Below are 17,647 nucleotides of genomic sequence, written 5' to 3' on the forward strand. Positions count from 1 at the left end.
GCGCTCACCGGTTCTCCTTGCTCGCCAGGTCCAGTGCCACGTCCACGATCATGTCCTCCTGGCCGCCGACCATCCGACGCCGACCCAGCTCGACCAGGATCGAACGGACGTCAACCCCGTACTTCGCCGAGGCCCGCTCCGCGTGACGCAGGAAGCTGGAGTAGACGCCCGCGTATCCCAGGGAGAGCGTCTCCCGGTCCACCTGGACCGGCCGGTCCTGCAACGGGCGGACCAGGTCGTCGGCGGCGTCCATCAGCGCGAAGACGTCACAGCCGTGCTCCCAGCCGTGCAGTTCGGCGACCGCCACGAACACCTCCAGCGGCGCGTTGCCGGCGCCCGCGCCCATGCCGGCGAGCGAGGCGTCCACCCGCACCGTCCGCCCGGCCGGCGAACCCACCGGACCGTCACCGAGCACCCGGCCGTGCTCCACGGCCAGCACGCTGTTCGCCACCCCCAGCGACAGGTTGTGGTGCGCGTGGATGCCGATCTGCGTCTGCGGCTCCAACACCTGCCGGTACGCGTCGACGCGCGCCGCCACGTCCGACATCAGCAGCCGGCCGCCCGAGTCGGTGACGTAGACGCAGTGCGCGCCGTACGACTCCATCAGCTTGGCCTGGGCGGCCAACCCGGCCGGGTCGTTGAGGTGCGACATCATCAGGAACCCGGAGACGTCCATGTCGTTCTCACGGGCCCACGCGATGTGCTGGGCGGAGATGTCCGCCTCCGTGCAGTGGGTGGCGATCCGTACGCTCGTCACGCCAAGCGCCTTCGCCGCCTTCAGGTCGGCGATGGTGCCGATGCCCGGCAGCAACAGTGTGGTGAGCCGCGCGGTGGTCAGCGCCTCGGCCGCGGCGGCGATCCAGTCCGCGTCGGAGGCCGCGCCGTGGCCGTAGTTGACGCTCGACCCGGCCAGGCCGTCGCCGTGCGCCACCTCCACGGCGGCCACCCCGGCGGCGTCCAGCGCCGCGGCGACGGTGCGCACCTGGTCGACCGTGTACCGGTGGCCGATGGCGTGCATGCCGTCGCGCAGCGTCACGTCCTGGATGTAGAGGTCGGTCATCGGGATGCCCCCTGCCGCGAACGCAGCACCACCAGCCGCTCCGCGGTGCGCAGCGCCGCCGAGGTCATGATGTCCAGGTTCCCGGCGTACGCGGGCAGGTAGTGCCCGGCGCCGGAGACCTCCAGGAAGACCGACACCTGCAGGGCGGTGACGTGCCGACCGAGCCCCGGCACGTAGGTGTCCACCGGGTCGAACTGCACGTCCTGCTTGAGCCGGTAGCCGGGCACGTACTCCTGCACCGTGGCCACCATGTCGGCCACCGACGCGGCGATCGCGTGCCGGTCCGCGTCGACGTCCGGGCACAGGCAGTAGACGGTGTCCCGCATCAGCAGCGGCGGGTCGGCCGGGTTGAGCACGATGATGGCCTTGCCGCGCTCGGCGCCACCGACCACCTCGATCGCCCGGGCGGTGGTCTCGGTGAACTCGTCGATGTTGGCCCGGGTGCCCGGCCCGGCCGAACGGGAGGCGATCGAGGCGACGATCTCCCCGTACGCGACCGGGGTGACCCGGCCGACCGCGTGCACGATCGGCACGGTGGCCTGCCCGCCGCAGGTGACCATGTTGACGTTCGGCTCGTGCAGGTGCTCGTCCAGGTTCACCGGCGGCACCACGTACGGCCCGATCGCCGCCGGGGTCAGGTCGACCACGGTGCGGCCGTGCGCCCGCAGCACCTCGTCGTGGCGGCGGTGCGCGCCGGCCGACGTGGCGTCGAAGACCAGTTCGACGTCGGCGAACCCGGGCAGCGCGACCAGCCCGTCGACGCCCTCGGCGGTGGTCGCCACGCCGAGCCGGCGGGCCCGGGCCAGGCCGTCGGAGGCCGGGTCGATGCCGGCCATCGCCACCATGTGCAGGCTCTCACCGAGCCGCAGTACCTTGATCATCAGGTCGGTGCCGATGTTGCCCGACCCGAGCACCGCCACACCGACGCTCATGAGGTTCCCTCCGTCGAGAAGCAGGTACGCACCGAACCGAGCCCGGAGATGCGCGCCTCGTATGCCGCGCCCGGCGTCACCGCGACCATCGGGCCGAGCGCGCCGGAGAGCACCACGTCACCGGCGCGCAGCGGGTCACCGGCGCGGGCCATCGTGGCGGCCAGCCACTGCAGCGCGTGCAGCGGGTTGCCCAGGCAGGCCGCCCCCGCGCCCACCGACACCGGCTCCCCGGCGTGCTCCAGCACCATCCCGCACAGCCGCAGGTCCACGTCGGCGAGCCGGCGCGGCGTGGTGCCCAGCACGAACAGCCCGCTGGAGGCGTTGTCGGCCACCGTGTCCACGATGGAGATGTCCCAGTCCGCGATCCGCGAGTCGACGATCTCGATGGCCGGCAGCACGTGGTCGACGGCCCGGATCAGGTCGACTGTGGTGACCCGCTCGTCGGGCAGGTCGCCGCCGAGCACGAAGGCGATCTCCGCCTCCACCCGGGGCTGGAGCAGCCGCCCGATCGGCACCTCGACGCCGTCGCCCACGGCCATGTCGTCGAACAACACCCCGAAGTCGGGCTGGAAGACGCCGAAGCTCTCCTGCACGGCGCGCGAGGTCAGACCGATCTTCGCGCCGACCCGCCGGTGCCCCTTGCCCAGGCGCTGCCGGGTGTAGACCTGCTGCACCTGGTAAGCGGCCTCGACGTCCCCCTCCGGCAGCAGCCGGCCGCGCAGCGGCGGGCAGGGCTTCCCCTGCTGCCGGGCCACCGCCAACTCCCGGTTCGCGGCCTCGATGTCCACGGTCATGGCTGCTCCTCGCTCACGTCGCTCGGGACGCCGGCCATTGTGCCCGCCGCGCCCGCCCACCCCACGCCGCCCGCTCATGCTGAGCCCTCCTTCGTTCGCGACTGCGGGGCTCGCAGAACCGGCTCACTCCTCGCGCTCACGACAAGTCCACGCAGACGTTTGTGAGCTCGGAGTAGAAGTCGAGCGAGTGCACGCCGCCCTCCCGGCCGATACCGGACGCCTTCACCCCACCGAACGGGGTGCGCAGGTCCCGCAGGAACCACGTGTTGACCCAGACGATGCCCGCGTCCAGCCGGGCACCGGCCCGGTGCGCCCGCCCCACGTCCCGGGTCCACACCGTCGCCGCCAGGCCGTACTCGGTGCCGTTCGCCAGCGCGTACGCCTCGTCGTCGTCGTCGAACGGCGCGACGTGTACCACCGGGCCGAAGATCTCCTCGCGGTTCGTGCGGGCGTCCGCGCCGAGGCCGCTGAGCACGGTCGGCTGCACGTACGCCCCGCCGTCCCGGGCGTCGCCGAACCGGGGCGTGCCCCCACCGGCGCGCACCTCGGCGCCCTCGGTGCGGGCCAGCGCGTAGTGGCCGAGCACCTTGTCCCGGTGGCCGTGCGAGATCAGCGGCATGTTCACCGTCGCCTCGTCGGCCGGCCAGCCGTACGCCAGTTCGTCGGCGCGTTTCGCCAACCGCGCGGTGAACTCCTCGAACACCGGCCGCTGCACGTAGATGCGTTCCGTGCAGAGGCAGACCTGCCCGCCGTTGGTGAAGCTGGACCGCACCGAACCGGCGACCGCCGCGTCCAGGTCGGCGTCGGCGAAGACCAGCCCGGCGTTCTTGCCGCCCAACTCGAAGCTGACCGCCTTCACCCCGTCGGCGGCGGCACGCATGATGGCGCTGCCGGTGGCCGACTCCCCGGTGAACGTGATGGCGTCCACGCCCGGGTGCCGGGTCAGGTGCTCGCCGGCCGAGCCGGGGCCGAAGCCGTGCACCAGGTTGAACACGCCGTCCGGCACGCCGGCCGCGGCCATCACCTCGGCCAGCAGCGTGGCCGACGCGGGGGTCTCCTCGCTGGGCTTGACCACCACCGCGTTCCCGCACGCCAGCGCCGGGGCGACCTTCCAGGTGAGCAGCAGCAGCGGCAGGTTCCACGGGACGATGACCGCGACCACGCCGACCGGTTTGCGGACCGCGTAGTTGAGCGCCCGCCCTCCGGTCGGGGTCACCGTGGTGAACGACTCGGTGGGTGTGGTCGCCACGATCTCGGCGAACGTCCGGAAGTTGGCCGCGCCGCGCGGGATGTCCAGCGTGCGGGCCTGCGAGATGGCCTTGCCGGTGTCGGCCACCTCGGCGGCGACCAGGTCGTCGAAGCGACGCTCCAACTCGTCGGCGACCCGGCGCAGCACCTCGGCGCGTTCCCGCTCCCCCATCCGGCCCCACGGGCCGCGCAGCGCCGCCCGGGCCGCGGCGACCGCGTCGTCGACCACCGACGCGGGGGCCTCGACCACCTCGAAGACCGGCTCACCGGTGACCGGGCTGCGTTTCGTGAACCGGGTGCCGGCGTCGACGAAGGCGCCGCCGACGAAGTTGCGCAGCAGGCCGGGGCCGTCCGGCGCGTACCCGGTCATCAGCCGGGGGTCCCAGAGCGTCACCGCCGCCTCCCCAGGGCCGCGCCGATGCCGCCGAGCACCAACGCCGCGGCGCCCGCCGCGACCGCGCCGGCGACCGCGTGCTGCCGGCGCACCCGGTGGCGCACCTGCGCGTACGGGACGGTGGAGAAGGAGACCTGCTCGTACTGGGAGACGTAGCGGCCGGGCAGCGCGCTTTCCAACGCGTGCTCGACCTTCTTCCGGGTGCGGAACAGCGGTGAGGCCACCTTGTCCCGCATCTCCACGAAGTTCGCCAGCGCCATCCGGGCGATCGCCTCCGCGTTGTCCCGGCGGCGATGCTGGAACAGCGGCAGCGCGGCGGTCCACTCGTCGTCGCACTCGGACAGGCAGCGGTCCAGCTCGACCACGTCCTCGAACGCGCAGTTCGCACCCTGGCCGTAGAACGGCACGATGGCGTGCGCGGCGTCGCCGACCAGTCCCACCGTCCCGGCCACCTGCCACGGCGCGCACCGCACCGTGCCGAGCACCCCGACCGGGTTGTGCTGGTAGTCGTCGACCAGGTTCGGGGCGAGCGGGACCAGGTCCGGGTAGTGGGTGGCGAAGAACTGTTCGATCGCCGCCGGGCTGCTCAACGACGCGAAGCTGCGGGTGCCGTGGGTGGGCCAGAACAGCGTGCAGGTGAAGGAGCGGTCCGGGTTCGGCAGCGCGATCATCATCGAGGTGCCGCGTGGCCAGATGTGCAGCGCTCCCGGGTCGAGCGCGAACTCCCCGCCCAGCGGCGGGATGGTCAGTTCCTTGTAGCCGTAGTCGAGGAAGTCCAGGCTCTCGGTCAGCCCGCCGTACGCGAGCAGTTGCCCGCGCACCGCGGAGCCGGCGCCGTCGGCGCCGAGGACGACCGAGGCGGTGGCGGTGACCTTGCCCTGCGGCGTCTCGAACGTCATCTCGGGGCCGAGCGGGTCCAGGCCGACCAGCCGGTGGTCGAAGGCGACCCGCACCCCGGGCAGCGCGGCGGCGGCGTCGAGCAGCGCGTTGTTCAGCGCGCCCCGGCTGATCGAGTTGATCGCCAGGTCGCCGGCGCGGCTGTACGACTGGAACTGCGGCTCGCCCTCGACCGGGTGGATCATCCGGCCGCGCATCGGCAGCGCGTCCGCCAGCACCTGCTCCTCCAGGCCGATGCGGCGCAACGCGTCCAACCCCCGCTCGGACAGCGCCAGGTTGATCGACCGCCCCCGCTCGGCGGTGCCGGTGCGCGGGTCGGGCCGCCGCTCGTACAGGGCCACCGGGTAGCCGCGCCGGGCCAGGTAGCAGGCCAGCAGACAACCGGCCAGCCCGGCGCCGACGACCGCGATCTCGTCGCGTTCCGTCATCACCCCTCCTCGGCGACCACAGCGGCCAGCGCCTCGGCGACCCGCCAGCAGTCGTGGTACGTCGAGTAGAGCGGCACCGGGGCGAACCGGACGACGTCCGGCTCGCGGGCGTCGGCGATCACGCCGTGCTCGTGCCGCAGCCGCTTGGTCAGCTCGTTCGCGCTCCCCACCCCGATGCGCACGGAGAGCTGGCAACCCCGCCGGGCCGGGTCACGCGGCGTGACCACGGTCAACGGGCGGCCCGGGGTCACCTCGTCGAGCAACTGTTCCAGCCAGGCGGTGAGCCGCAGGCTGCGCTCGCGCAGCGCGGGCATGCCGACGGAGTCGAACAGCTCCAGCGAGGTGCGTACCGGGCCCATCGCGAAGATCGGCGGGTTGGAGATCTGCCACGCCTCCACGGTGGCCGGCGGCCGGGACACCGGGGTCATCTCGAACCGGGTGGCCGCCTCGGTGCTCCACCAGCCCTCGAAGCGCGGCAACGCCGGGTCGCCGAGGTGCCGCTCGTGGACGAACACGCCGCCCGGCGCGCCCGGCCCCGAGTTCAGGTATTTGTAGGAGCACCAGGCCGCGAAGTCGACGTCCCAGTCGTGCAGCGCCAGCGGCACGTTGCCGGCGGCGTGCGCCAGGTCCCAGCCGATCACCGCCCCGGCGGCCCGCCCCGCAGCGGTGACCGCCGGGATGTCCATCAGCTCGCCGGTGAGGTAGTTGACGCCGCCGAGCAGCAGCAACGCCACCGTGTGCCCCTCGCGGGCCAGGAAGTCGAGGACCTCCTCGGTGCCGAGGGTGTCGGTGCCCGGCCGGGGCTTGAGCCGGACCACCGTGGTGTCCGGGTCGAGGCCGTGGAAGCGGGCCTGGCTGCGCACCGCGTAGCTGTCCGAGGGGAACGCGCTGTCCTCGATGACGATCCGGGTGCGCTCCCCCGCCGGCCGGTAGAAGCTGACCATCAGCAGGTGCAGGTTGACCGTGAGGGAGTTCATCACCACGGTCTCCGCCGGTCGCGCGCCGACCAGCCGAGCCGCCGGGGCGGTCAGCGACTCGTGGTACGGCAGCCACGGCCGCTCCGCCTCCAGGTGCCCCTCCACGCCGAGCCGACGCCACGCGTCCAGGTCGGTGAGGAGTTCGTCCCGGGTGGCCCGCGGTTGCAGGCCGAGGGAGTTGCCGGCCAGGTACGCCGCGTCCGGGTAGCGCCCGCCGTCGGCGGGTGGCACGTGGAACAGGTGCCGGTGGCCGGGGTCGGCGGCGTCGCGCCGGTGGGCTTCGTTCTCGGGGGTGTGCATGCTGCCTCTCGTCACATCGCGGTGCGGGCCGACCACAGCTCCGGGAAGACCACCCGGGCCATGCTGCGCTGCAACCATGCCAGGCCGGCGGAGCCGCCACTGCCGACCTTCGCCCCCATGGTGCGCTGCACCGCCTTGACGTGGTTCCAGCGCCAGTCGCCGAACTGCTCGGCCACCTCGGTCAGCGCCTCGCCGAGCAGGCGCAGGTGGTTGTCCGGGCCGCTGTCGCCGTAGACGTGGACCCAGGCGGCCTCGACCGCCGGGTGCGCCTCGTGCTCGGCCGCGACGTCCCGCTCCAGCAGCTCGGCCGGCACGTCGAACCCCTTGCGGGCCAGCAGCGCGACCACGTCGTCCCAGAGGCTCGGGGTGGTCAGCGCGGCGGTCAGCTCGTCGTACACCTCGGTCTGCCGCCGGAACGGGCGGATCAACGCCGGGTCGCGCAGGCCGAGCACGAATTCGAGCTGCCGGTACATCGCGGACTGGAAGCCGGAACCCTCACCGAGGCGGTCGCGGAACCGGTTGAAGTCGGCCGGGGTCATCCACCGCAGCCCCTGCCAGGCCGCGTTGAGCCCTTCCAGGTGCAGCGCGGCGCGGCGCAGCGGGGGCAGCGCCTCCCAGATCCGGTCCGCCCGCAGCTCACGCTGGGCGTGGCGCAGCTCGTGGCGGGTCAGCCCGAAGTACAGCTCCATGATCTGGCTGACCATGAGGAAGGACATCTCGCCCGGGTCGTCGCTGAGCGGCTCCTGGAGCCGGTGCAGGGTGCTGGCCCGTACGTAGGCGTCGTAGGGCACCCGGTCGGCGAACTCCAGCGTGGGCTCGCCGCCGTTGCGCGCCGCCCGGGCCGCCCGCTGCTGCGAGGTGACCGGGCGCACCGCCGTCGTCTGTTCCACGTCATTCTCCGTCCGTGCGCGGGGGTAGAGGTCATGATCCCGCTGTCGACGGCGCGGATGGAATGCCTCTTCCACGGCGGTATGGTGGCCGGACCTCACGAACGGAAAGCATCTCGCGCCCATTACTTCACGGAAGGAAGGTCGCCGCGTGGACGACATGGACTGGGCGTTGCTGCGTGAGCTCCAGGCCGACGCCCGGCTCTCCTACAGCGAGTTGTCCCGCCGGGTGCACCTGTCCCCGCCGGCGGTCGCGGAACGGGTGCGCCGGCTGGAGGAGTCCGGCGTGATCACCGGCTACCACGCCCACGTCGACCTCACCCGGGCCGGGTGGACCGTGCTCGCGCTGATCCGCATGTCCTGCTATGGATCGCGCTGCATCCTCAACGACCCGGAGGTGGCGGGATGGCCGGAGATCATGGAGATCCACCGGATCACCGGGGACGCGTGCAGCATGCTCAAGGTCGCCGCCACCTCGATGGGTGAGTTCGAGGGCGTCATCGACCGCCTCGCCCCGTACGGCCAGCCGTCCAGCACGATGGTGCTCTCCACGCCGCTGAGCTGGCATCCGGTGGCGAAGACGTCCCGTTAGCTACCCCCGCCCGCCGGGAAAGCAGGCGCCGCTGCCCGTCAGCGGGTCCGGCGCACCGTCGCGCCGGGAGGGGGGAACCATGCGAGGGCTCCTGTCACATCGCGCGTTGTCGTCGGTACTGGGCCTGCTCGGCCTGGTCGCGGCATTCGTCCTGTCCACCGCGCCGCCGGCCCGGGCCGGGGAGAGCGTGTTCATCGAGGTGACGCCGAACAGCGTCCAGGCCGGTTCCCGGGTGCACCTGCGGGCCGGCTGCGACAACAGCAACAACCGGCAGGCCCAGGTGAACTCGGACGCCTTCGGCCGGGTCACGCTCAGGCCGGACAACGGCTTCCTCACCGGCTCGGTCACGGTGCCCGGCGACAAGCCGCCCGGCGACTACCCGGTGAGCCTGGACTGCGCCAACGGCAACACCGCGTCCACCATGCTCACCGTGCTCAACATGGCGCAGCCGAGCAAGGGGCCGGCGACCGGCGGCGGAGGCACCGCCACGGGCGGCCGGGGCGCCGGCTCACTGCTCATCGTCGGCGGTCTGGTCGCGGTGGCCGTGGTGGCCGGCGTGAGCGCCCGCCGCAAGCCCGGTAGCCGCTCCTGACGGGGTCGGGATCATGGCCCGCGCACCGCGCCGCCACAGCCGAGTGGGTCCGGTGAGCCGGACCCGCCGGCGCGGCGGACGCTCCGCCGGACCGCTCCGGGCCGCGCTGCGGCTGACGTCCCGGGCCGCGCGCCGGTTCACCCGCACCGCCGGGCAGGCGTTCTCGGCGAGCGTCGCCACCACCGACCCGCGGCCGGTACCGGCCCGGCCCGCCACGGCCACCACCCGCCGGTACGCCCCGAGCCGCGGACCGGGTGTCCCGGTGCTGGTGGTGGCGGCTCTGATGGCGGTGATCGTGGCGATGCTCGGGGTGGAACGGTTGACCGGACTCAGCGTCCTGCCCGACCGGATCGTGGCCGGCCTGCGCCCGCCGCCGAAGAAGTTCCCGGTGCTGCCGGCCAGCCCGCCGACCGACCTGAGCATCGGCAAGCTCGACCTGCGCGCGCCGGTGCACCGGGTCGGCATCGCGCCCGACGGCAGCATCGCCGTGCCGGACGTGGGACGGCCCGGGGAGGTCGGCTGGTACGACCAGGGCCCCACCCCCGGGCAGTACGGCCCGGCGGTGCTGGTCGGGCACGTCGACACCTCCACCGGCCCGGCTGTCTTCCACGGCCTGCGGAACCTCGACGACGGTGACCGGATCGAGGTGACCCGGCAGGACCGCTCGGTGGCAGTCTTCGAGGTGACCTCGATCGAGCGGTACGGCAAGGAGAAGCTGCCGGTGCAGGACGTCTACGGCGACTTCAGCCGGCCCAACCTGCGGTTGATCACCTGTGGTGGGCGGTGGGTGGGCGGCCGGACCGGCTACGCCGACAACCTGGTCGTCTACGCCTCGCTGGTGAAGGCCCGGTGAGCCGGCCGCTCAGGCCGCCTCGGACTCGGCCTCCCGCAGGTCGAGCCAGTCCGCCCAGCGGGGGTCGGGCGCGCGGTGGCCGAGCACCCGCCACGCGGCGCCCTTCGGGGCGGCCGGCAGGCGGTGCAGCCGCCAGCCCAGCTCGGCCGGCGTCTTGTCGCCCTTGCTGTGGTTGCACCGCGCACAGGCGGCGACCACGTTCTCCCAGGCGTGCCGGCCACCGCGGCTGCGTGGGAAGACGTGGTCGATGGTCTCCGCCGGTCCCCGGCAGTAGGCGCACCGTCCGCCGTCCCGGGCGAAGATCGCCCGCCGGGACAGCCCGACGTGGGTGCGGTAGGGCACCCGGACGTAGCGGGTCAGCCGGACCACCGACGGCACGGGCAGCGCGTTGCGCGCGCTGTGCAGGATGCCCTCGCCGTCAGCCACGCAGACCGCCTTGGCGGAGAGGACGAGAATCGCGGCACGACGCACCGACACGACGCACAGGGGCTCGTAGGTGGCGTTGAGAACGAGTGCACCCGAGCCCGCCGTGGGTCGTATGTCAGGCATCGCGCTCACCCTCCCGGTCCAGCCGCTCCTGCCGTAGTCACGTCGGGACCGCCCCGCGGACAGCACGGACGGCCCCGACGCCGGCCGGGTCACCGACGTCCGTTGCGCCAATAGTCCCTGATCGGGCCTCCGATTGCACGTACTAATCCGCGCTACCACCGGCGGGCCTGACACCTGGTGCGGCGGGTCCGCGCCGGGCCGCTGCGGCGGGTGCGGTACGAAAGCACTGTGAACGTCTCCGATCTGATCTCCGCCGTGCTGTCCGCCGTCTCCGACCGGCGACCGGACTGCCAGGGCAGCAGCTCCTGCGAATGGGTGTACCGGGTGAGCGGCTCCGCCTGGTTCGCCGAGAGCAGCTACTGGATCCTGCTCAAGCCGTTGCGGATCGCCCTGATCCTGCTGCTCGCGGTGGCCGCCCGGTGGGCGCTGCACCGGACCATCAACCGGTTGGTGCGGACCACCACGGACAGCGCCGTGCCGACGATGCTGCGTCCGCTGCGGGAGCGGATCCCCAGTGCCACGCCCGACCCGGAGCAGTTCGTGCCGGAGCGGCGGCGGCAGCGGGCCGAGGCGATCGGTTCGGTGTTGCGCAGCCTGGTCACCGCGTTCGTCTTCGGCATCGCGGTGCTGATGGTGCTCAAGGAGTTCAGCTTCGACCTGGCCCCGCTGCTGGCCAGCGCCGGGATCGTCGGCGTGGCGCTGGGCTTCGGCGCGCAGAGCCTGGTGAAGGACCTGATCGCCGGGCTGTTCATGCTGATCGAGGACCAGTACGGCGTCGGCGACACGGTGGATCTCGGCGAGGCCACCGGCGTGGTGGAGGCGGTCGGCTTACGGGTGACCACGGTCCGCGACGGCCGGGGGGTGCTCTGGTACATCCGCAACGGCGAGATCATCCGGGTGGGCAACAAGAGCCAGGGGTGGGCGCTCGTCGTGGTCGACCTGCCGATCGGTTTCGCCGGCACCGAGGAGGCCACCGCCGTGCTGCGTACCGCGGCGGCGTCGGTGGCCCTGGACCCGGATCTGGCGCCGCACATGGTGGAGCAGCCGGACGTGCTCGGCGTCGAGCAGATGACTGTCGACGGCGCGGTGATCCGTACCGTGGTCAAGACCACCGCCGACGGCCAGTTCGCGGTCGGGCGTGAGCTGCGCCGCCGGCTGGCCGAGGCGCTGGAGAACTCGGGGATCACCGCCCGGATCGCGGCGGCCCGGCTCTTTCCCGGCCTGCCCACCCCGCCGCCGACCGAGGGCACCGGCGCCAGTGGAGCGACCTGAGTGGCGGACAGGTAGGACGATCTGCCGCGGGTCGCGCGCCGCGCGGCCCCTCGGGTATCGTCCGTTCGTTCAGTCGGAGATGCGACGATCAATCCGTTCGCCCTAGCTAGTTGTCAGACGATCGGGCAGAATCCGGTGAACACGCTCCACCGGGGAGTGTGCTCGTGTCCTCGCTGATCGATCGATCTGACGACGGTTCCCGGTCGGGCCATCACAAGTGGTCGACCAGGAACGATGGAGGCGACGGTGTCCGACGCGCGATCCGCCCAGGAGGGCCCGGCCACCTTCCGAGACGTGTTCGGGCAGTCCGAGTTCCGCGCGATCTTCGCCGCCAACGTCCTCTCCTGGGTGGGTGACTACCTCGCCCGGGCCGCGGTCACCGTGCTCGTCTTGCGCGAGACCCAGTCCGTCGCGCTCTCCGCCGCCGCGTTCGCCGTCAGCTACCTTCCCTGGCTGATCGGTGGTCCGCTGCTCTCCGCGCTCGCCGAACGGCACCACTACCGGCGCGTCATGGTGATCTGCGACGTCATCAGGATGGCGCTGATGGCGTTCGTCGCGATGCCCTGGATGCCCACCTGGTCGGTCTTCGCGCTGATCTTCCTGGCCACGCTCGCCAACCCGCCGAGCCAGGCCGCGCGATCGGCGCTGATCCCGCACATCCTCACCGGGGACCGGCTGGTCGTCGGGTTGTCCGCCTTCAACAGCGCGGGTCAGGCCGCCCAGGTCGTCGGCTACCTGATCGGCGCCACCGTCGCGGCCCTGAACCCGAACACCGCGCTGCTGGTCAACGCGGGCACGTTCGCGGTGTCGGCGGCCCTGGTGCGCTTCGGGGTGCGCGAACGGCCACCGGCGATGACCGCCGTGCACCGCAGCCACCTGCTGCGGGAAACCGCGCAGGGGTTCCAGATCGTCTTCGAGCGGCCGGTGCTGCGCGCGATCGCGGTGCTGGTGTTCTGCGCCATGCTCTTCTCGATCGTCCCCGAAGGGCTGGCGGCCGGATGGGCCGCCGACGGAACCGACGGCGCGGTGGACGCCGGCACCGCCCAGGCGGTCATCATGGCCGCCGTCCCGGCCGGATACATCCTCGGCGGGGTGGTCATCAGTCGGTTCGTCGCGCCGGCACGCCGGCTGGCCCTGATCCGCCCGCTCATGGTCCTCGCGCCGGCGACACTCGTGCCCGCGCTGCTGAACCCGTCACCGGCCGTGGTGGCCGTGCTGGCCGCCGGCTGCGGTTTCGCCGTCGGCGGGCTCATCCCGGTCGCCAACGGACTTTTCGTGCAGGCGCTGCCGGACGGCTACCGGGCCCGGGCGTTCGGCGTGATGGCCACCGGCACCCAGGTCATCCAGGGCACCGCGGTGCTCGCCACGGGCGCGCTCGCGGAGCGGTACTCCGTCCCCTCCGTGGTCGGCGTCTGGAGCGCGACCGGGGTGCTCATCATGGGGGCGGCGGCGTTCGCGTGGCCGCGACCGGGCGAGATCGACGCGGCCATCGAGACCGCGCGCGCCGAGTCGTCGGCCGCCGGGCCGGCACACCCGGCCACACGTGCGCCGGCGTCGGGCGACCAGGGCCACGAGCAGGGCCGGCCTCGGCACGCGGTGACGTGATCCGCGCCGCTGTCCGGGCGGGCGCGGGTAGCGGGCCACACCTGGCAGGATGGGAACGTGACTTCCCCAGGCGAGTCGATGACCCTCTTCGAGGCGATCGGCGGTGAACCGGCCTTCCGCAAGCTCGTGGACGAGTTCTACGTCGGGGTCGCGGAAGACCCGCTGCTGCGCCCGATGTACCCGGAGGAGGATCTCGGTCCGGCGGCGGACCGGCTGACCCTGTTCCTGATCCAGTACTGGGGCGGCCCACACGCCTACTCCGAGCAGCGCGGTCACCCCCGGCTGCGGATGCGGCACGCCCCCTACCGCATCGGGGCGGCCGAGCGGGACGCCTGGCTGCACCACATGCGCCGGGCGGTGGACCGGTTGGACCTGCCGCCGCAGCTCGCCGCCGCTCTCTGGGACTATCTGGAGCGGGCCGCCTACTTCATGGTGAACGCGGAGGAGGATCCGGCCGCGGGCTGACCCCGCGGCGAGATCGCACCGTCAGAGCAGGGCGCCCTCGTCGTGCAGCCAGTCGACGAACGTGGTGGCCACCGCGGCGCCGCAGTCGAGCATCTCGACGAGCAGGGCGTCGTGGGTGCCGGCACCCAACGGCACCTGCAACTCGGCGTAGATCGGAAGCTGACCGCGCTCCGTCGGGTCGCCGATGTACGCCTTGCAGAACCGGCGGGTGTGGTTCCACTCGTTGACCACCCGGTAGGCGCGGTCGGCCCAGTCCGGTGGCACGGTCGCGTGCGGGCGGGCCCGCATCACCAGGATCTCGTCCTCCGGCCCCTCCAGCGCGACCAGCACCGCGTGCCGCTCCCACATGGCCAGCAGGTTGCCGTCGCCGTCGGCCAGATAGCGCACGTCCAGCAGGTCGAGCGCGTCGCGGACCCGGCACAGGGTGACCGGGGCGACCGTGGCCGGCATGTCCGCGATGACCTGACGCTCGGGTGGCGCCGCGTCGTCTCCCGGCTGGCGCGGGGTCGGTGGCCCGACCCGGATGGTGTCATCCACTGTGGTCCCGCTTCGAGTTTCCGGATCGCCGCCACCGGCGGGACCGGGGCGCCATGACCACCACGGCATCGCTCGCGCACCTCACTCCCCAGCGGATCCAGCTGCCTACGGTGCGTTGGATCCGAGGATGGACGGTACCCGGACAGTCGGCTTGAGGCATCCCCCCAACGACCGCCCCAAACCGGAAGAACGATGCCGGGTCATCCGTTCGGCGGAGCAGGGCTCGGCGTGAGTGCAAGATCCGCGACCGTACGCGACCACGCCGCCCCGAACGGCCCGACAAGCCCGACCCAGCGGCCGGCGCTGCGCACCCGGACGTCGCCGTCGCCGAGGAACCCCATCCGGACCAGCCCTTGCACCAGGCGCTGCGACACCTCCACCGGGGCCGCCGACACCCCCTCGTCCGGGGTCACCACGATCGCCACGTGGTCCAGCAACGCGTCCCGCACCACGCGCTGACCCACCGCCCGGCCGGCCACCCCGTGCGCGACCGCCTCCCGCAGGGTCACCGCCGCCGCTTCCGCGATCCGGCGCACCTCGGCGCCCGGCAGCACCTCCACCGCCCGGCTCGCGGCCGGCGGCAACTGCCACCGCCAGCCCGCGTCGCGGCGCGCCGGTAGCGCGTCGCCCCCGGCGGTCAGTTCGGCCAGCAGTTCCCCCGCGCCCACGGTCGCGTCCTGAGGGGCCGTGCCCGGCACGGTGCGGACCACGAGCACCCCCCAGGGCAGCCGGCCCCACAGGGCCGTACGGCCGGCGCCGGGCACCGGGCGGAGCCGGACCAGGGCGGCCGGGTCGAACCGGACCAGCCGGGCCAGGAACGCCCCGGCGTCGGCCACCCCGGTCAGCCCGTGCCCGGTCATCCGGCCAACCCCGGCGCGTAGCGCAGCAGGAACGCCCGCTCCTCCGGCGAGATCCGGCGCGGGCGCTGCGCGGCCAGGTCGAACGGCACCAGCACCGACCGGGCGGTGCCGGCCAGTGCGTCGCCGTCGTACAGCTCGTAGGCGACCGAGAAGGACGCGGCACGGATCTGGTCCACCCAGAGTTCGATCCGCACGGTGGGGGCCGCCTCCGCGCTGGCCCGGCCGAGCGCGTAGTCGACCGGGCGGAGGTAGTCGACCTCGTGCCGGCGGATGACCACACCGTCGGCGAACGAGCCCACCCCCCACGCCCGGCCACCGGCGAACATCAGCGCCACCCGCGCCTCCTCGTAGAGGGTGAGGAAGCGGGCGTTGTTGATGTGCCCGTACGCGTCCAGGTCGGACCAGCGCAGCGCACAGTGGTAGACGAACCGGTCAGACAAGGCTCAGCACCGGTCAGTCACGGGTGAGCTTGCGGTAGGTCACCCGGTGCGGTCGGGCAGCCTCGGCGCCCAGGCGTTCGACCTTGTTCTTCTCGTACGCCTCGAAGTTGCCCTCGAACCAGAACCACTTCGCCGGGTTCTCGGCGTCGCCCTCCCAGGCCAGGATGTGCGTGGCGACGCGGTCGAGGAACATCCGGTCGTGGGAGATGACCACGGCGCAGCCGGGGAACTCCAGCAGTGCGTTCTCCAGGCTGGACAGCGTCTCCACGTCCAGGTCGTTGGTCGGCTCGTCGAGCAGGATGACGTTGCCGCCGATCTTGAGGGTCAGTGCCAGGTTGAGCCGGTTGCGCTCGCCGCCGGAGAGCACCTTCGTCGGCTTCTGCTGGTCCGGCCCCTTGAAGCCGAACGCCGCGATGTACGCCCGGGACGGCATCTCGACCTTGCCCACCATGAGGTGGTCCAGCCCGTCGGAGACGACCTCCCAGACCGTCTTGTCGCCGTCCAGGCCCTGCCGGTTCTGGTCGACGTACGACAGCGAGACGGTGTCACCGACCTTGACCGCGCCGCTGGTCGGCTGCTCCAGCCCGACGATGGTCTTGAACAGCGTGGTCTTGCCGACGCCGTTGGGACCGATGATGCCGACGATGCCGTTGCGCGGCAGCGAGAACGACAGGTCCTCGATGAGCACCCGGTCGCCGAAGCCCTTGGTGAGGTGCTGCGCCTCGATCACCGTGCTGCCCAGGCGGGGGCCCGGCGGGATCTGGATCTCCTCGAAGTCCAGCTTCCGGGTCTTCTCCGCCTCGGCGGCCATCTCGTCGTAGCGGTCGAGGCGCGCCTTGGACTTGGTCTGCCGCGCCTTGGCGTTCGAGCGGACCCACTCCAGTTCCTCGGAGAGGCGCTTGCGCATCTTGGCGTCGCGGCGCCCCTCGACGGAGAGCCGGGCCGCCTTCTTCTCCAGGTAGGTGGAGTAGTTGCCCTCGTAGGGGTAGGCCCGGCCGCGGTCCAGCTCCAGGATCCAGTTGGCCACGTTGTCGAGGAAGTAGCGGTCGTGGGTGATGGCCAGGACGGTGCCCGCGTACTTGGCCAGGTGCTGCTCCAGCCACTGCACGCTCTCCGCGTCCAGGTGGTTCGTCGGCTCGTCGAGGAGCAGCAGGTCGGGGGCCTCCAGCAGCAGCTTGCACAGCGCCACGCGACGACGCTCACCGCCGGAGAGCGTGGTCACGTCGGCGTCCGGCGGCGGGCAGCGCAGCGCGTCCATGGCCAGTTCGAGCTTGGAGTCGATGTCCCACGCGTCGGCGGCGTCCAGGTCCTCCTGGAGCCGGCCCATCTCCTCCATCAGATCGTCGGAGTAGTCGGTCGCCATCTGTTCGGCGATGGCGTTGAACCGGTCCAGCTTGGCCTTCGTCTCGGCGACCGCCTCCTCGACGTTGCCCAGGACGGTCTTGGACTCGTTGAGCGGCGGCTCCTGCGCCAGCATGCCGACGGAGTAACCGGGCATGAGCCGGGCCTCGCCGTTGCTCGGCCGGTCGAGCCCTGCCATGATCTTGAGGAGGCTGGACTTGCCGGCGCCGTTCGGGCCGACCACACCGATCTTGACACCCGGCAGGAAGTTCAGCGTCACGTTGTCGAGCACGACCTTGTCGCCGTGCGCCTTGCGCGCCTTGTCCAGGACGTAGATGAACTGGGCCACGGTGCGGGCTACCTCCGTCGGTTGCGATCGCGGGCTTGTCGGGTGCGGGGGCGCGGGCGTCGATCGCCGCCCGCCGCCGCCGGCCGGGAGCCGGCCGCGCGCACGCCGTCGTCAATCCTGACAGGTACGGACCGCCACGCCCACATCACCCCACCCCGTCCCCGGCCGGACCGACCTGGGCCGGACCTGCGCGCCGGCCGCTCGTCGACCTCCGCCCCGCCGTGTCGACAAGATCACGCGTTTGGTTCGGCGCTTCCAGGTCGGGTAGGTAACTG

Annotated in this window: 18 protein-coding genes; 6 read left to right on the forward strand and 12 right to left on the reverse strand. The window is 72.6% G+C overall.

Annotated elements, in window-relative coordinates; all coding sequences use genetic code 11:
* Window positions 1-4: 4 nt before the first annotated feature.
* The 7 genes from dmpG to ACLQ2X_RS04105 all read right to left on the reverse strand — a co-directional run bounded on the left by dmpG (window position 5) and on the right by ACLQ2X_RS04105 (window position 7,920).
* Complete coding sequence (gene dmpG, locus ACLQ2X_RS04075; protein ID WP_425679576.1) at window positions 5-1,060, reverse strand: 4-hydroxy-2-oxovalerate aldolase; 1,056 nt, start codon at window positions 1,058-1,060, stop codon at window positions 5-7.
* The gene (locus tag ACLQ2X_RS04080; RefSeq protein WP_425679577.1) at window positions 1,057-1,992 is read right to left on the reverse strand and encodes an acetaldehyde dehydrogenase (acetylating); all 936 of its coding nucleotides are present in this window, start codon (window positions 1,990-1,992) and stop codon (window positions 1,057-1,059) included. The genes dmpG and ACLQ2X_RS04080 overlap by 4 nt, the downstream gene beginning before the upstream one ends.
* Entirely contained in the window at window positions 1,989-2,786 is a 798-nt protein-coding gene (locus tag ACLQ2X_RS04085; protein WP_425679578.1) for a 2-keto-4-pentenoate hydratase, read from the reverse strand. The genes ACLQ2X_RS04080 and ACLQ2X_RS04085 overlap by 4 nt, the downstream gene beginning before the upstream one ends.
* Window positions 2,787-2,922: 136 nt before the next feature.
* A complete protein-coding gene (locus ACLQ2X_RS04090; RefSeq protein WP_425679999.1) occupies window positions 2,923-4,404 on the reverse strand; it encodes a 2-hydroxymuconic semialdehyde dehydrogenase in 1,482 nt (493 codons plus the stop codon).
* Window positions 4,405-4,424: 20 nt separating this feature from the next.
* Window positions 4,425-5,753 carry an FAD-dependent oxidoreductase gene (locus ACLQ2X_RS04095; RefSeq protein ID WP_425679579.1) on the reverse strand — a complete coding sequence of 443 codons (1,329 nt, stop codon included), beginning with the start codon at window positions 5,751-5,753 and terminating at the stop codon, window positions 4,425-4,427.
* Window positions 5,753-7,030, reverse strand: coding sequence for a kynureninase (kynU, locus tag ACLQ2X_RS04100; RefSeq protein WP_425679580.1), 1,278 nt, complete (start codon window positions 7,028-7,030; stop codon window positions 5,753-5,755). The genes ACLQ2X_RS04095 and kynU overlap by 1 nt, the downstream gene beginning before the upstream one ends.
* 11 nt (window positions 7,031-7,041) lie before the next feature.
* Window positions 7,042-7,920: a tryptophan 2,3-dioxygenase gene (locus tag ACLQ2X_RS04105; protein WP_425679581.1), complete on the reverse strand. Its 879-nt coding sequence runs from the start codon at window positions 7,918-7,920 to the stop codon at window positions 7,042-7,044.
* A 148-nt stretch (window positions 7,921-8,068) separates the two neighbouring features.
* Here ACLQ2X_RS04105 and ACLQ2X_RS04110 point away from each other — a divergent pair, with 148 nt between their 5' ends.
* The 3 genes from ACLQ2X_RS04110 to ACLQ2X_RS04120 all read left to right on the forward strand — a co-directional run bounded on the left by ACLQ2X_RS04110 (window position 8,069) and on the right by ACLQ2X_RS04120 (window position 9,954).
* Window positions 8,069-8,509, forward strand: a complete 441-nt coding sequence (locus ACLQ2X_RS04110) for an Lrp/AsnC family transcriptional regulator (RefSeq protein ID WP_425679582.1) — start codon at window positions 8,069-8,071, stop codon at window positions 8,507-8,509.
* A gap of 79 nt (window positions 8,510-8,588) precedes the next feature.
* Complete coding sequence (locus ACLQ2X_RS04115) at window positions 8,589-9,101, forward strand: hypothetical protein (RefSeq protein ID WP_425679583.1); 513 nt, start codon at window positions 8,589-8,591, stop codon at window positions 9,099-9,101.
* A gap of 13 nt (window positions 9,102-9,114) precedes the next feature.
* Window positions 9,115-9,954, forward strand: a complete 840-nt coding sequence (locus tag ACLQ2X_RS04120) for a class F sortase (RefSeq protein ID WP_425679584.1) — start codon at window positions 9,115-9,117, stop codon at window positions 9,952-9,954.
* A gap of 9 nt (window positions 9,955-9,963) precedes the next feature.
* On the opposite strand, the gene ACLQ2X_RS04125 is transcribed toward ACLQ2X_RS04120, so the two are convergent.
* A complete protein-coding gene (locus tag ACLQ2X_RS04125) occupies window positions 9,964-10,503 on the reverse strand; it encodes an HNH endonuclease (protein WP_425679585.1) in 540 nt (179 codons plus the stop codon).
* A gap of 228 nt (window positions 10,504-10,731) precedes the next feature.
* Here ACLQ2X_RS04125 and ACLQ2X_RS04130 point away from each other — a divergent pair, with 228 nt between their 5' ends.
* The 3 genes from ACLQ2X_RS04130 to ACLQ2X_RS04140 all read left to right on the forward strand — a co-directional run bounded on the left by ACLQ2X_RS04130 (window position 10,732) and on the right by ACLQ2X_RS04140 (window position 13,845).
* Complete coding sequence (locus tag ACLQ2X_RS04130) at window positions 10,732-11,775, forward strand: mechanosensitive ion channel family protein (protein ID WP_425679586.1); 1,044 nt, start codon at window positions 10,732-10,734, stop codon at window positions 11,773-11,775.
* A gap of 234 nt (window positions 11,776-12,009) precedes the next feature.
* On the forward strand, window positions 12,010-13,380 hold the full coding sequence (locus ACLQ2X_RS04135; protein WP_425679587.1) for an MFS transporter: 1,371 nt from the start codon (window positions 12,010-12,012) through the stop codon (window positions 13,378-13,380).
* A gap of 78 nt (window positions 13,381-13,458) precedes the next feature.
* Entirely contained in the window at window positions 13,459-13,845 is a 387-nt protein-coding gene (locus tag ACLQ2X_RS04140) for a globin (protein ID WP_425680000.1), read from the forward strand.
* Between the two features lie 21 nt (window positions 13,846-13,866).
* Here ACLQ2X_RS04140 and ACLQ2X_RS04145 read toward each other — a convergent pair whose 3' ends face one another.
* From ACLQ2X_RS04145 to ettA, 4 genes are all read right to left on the reverse strand, one after another.
* Window positions 13,867-14,451, reverse strand: coding sequence for a YbjN domain-containing protein (locus tag ACLQ2X_RS04145; RefSeq protein ID WP_425679588.1), 585 nt, complete (start codon window positions 14,449-14,451; stop codon window positions 13,867-13,869).
* Between the two features lie 131 nt (window positions 14,452-14,582).
* Window positions 14,583-15,242: a hypothetical protein gene (locus tag ACLQ2X_RS04150; protein WP_425679589.1), complete on the reverse strand. Its 660-nt coding sequence runs from the start codon at window positions 15,240-15,242 to the stop codon at window positions 14,583-14,585.
* On the reverse strand, window positions 15,239-15,682 hold the full coding sequence (locus ACLQ2X_RS04155) for an acyl-CoA thioesterase (protein WP_425679590.1): 444 nt from the start codon (window positions 15,680-15,682) through the stop codon (window positions 15,239-15,241). Before ACLQ2X_RS04155 ends, ACLQ2X_RS04150 begins: the two co-directional genes overlap by 4 nt.
* Before the next feature lie 13 nt (window positions 15,683-15,695).
* Complete coding sequence (gene ettA / locus ACLQ2X_RS04160) at window positions 15,696-17,372, reverse strand: energy-dependent translational throttle protein EttA (protein WP_425679591.1); 1,677 nt, start codon at window positions 17,370-17,372, stop codon at window positions 15,696-15,698.
* Window positions 17,373-17,647: the final 275 nt, after the last annotated feature.

The sequence above is a fragment of the Micromonospora sp. DT31 genome, from assembly GCF_049841795.1.
In the GTDB taxonomy this organism is placed as follows: Bacteria; Actinomycetota; Actinomycetes; order Mycobacteriales; family Micromonosporaceae; genus Micromonospora.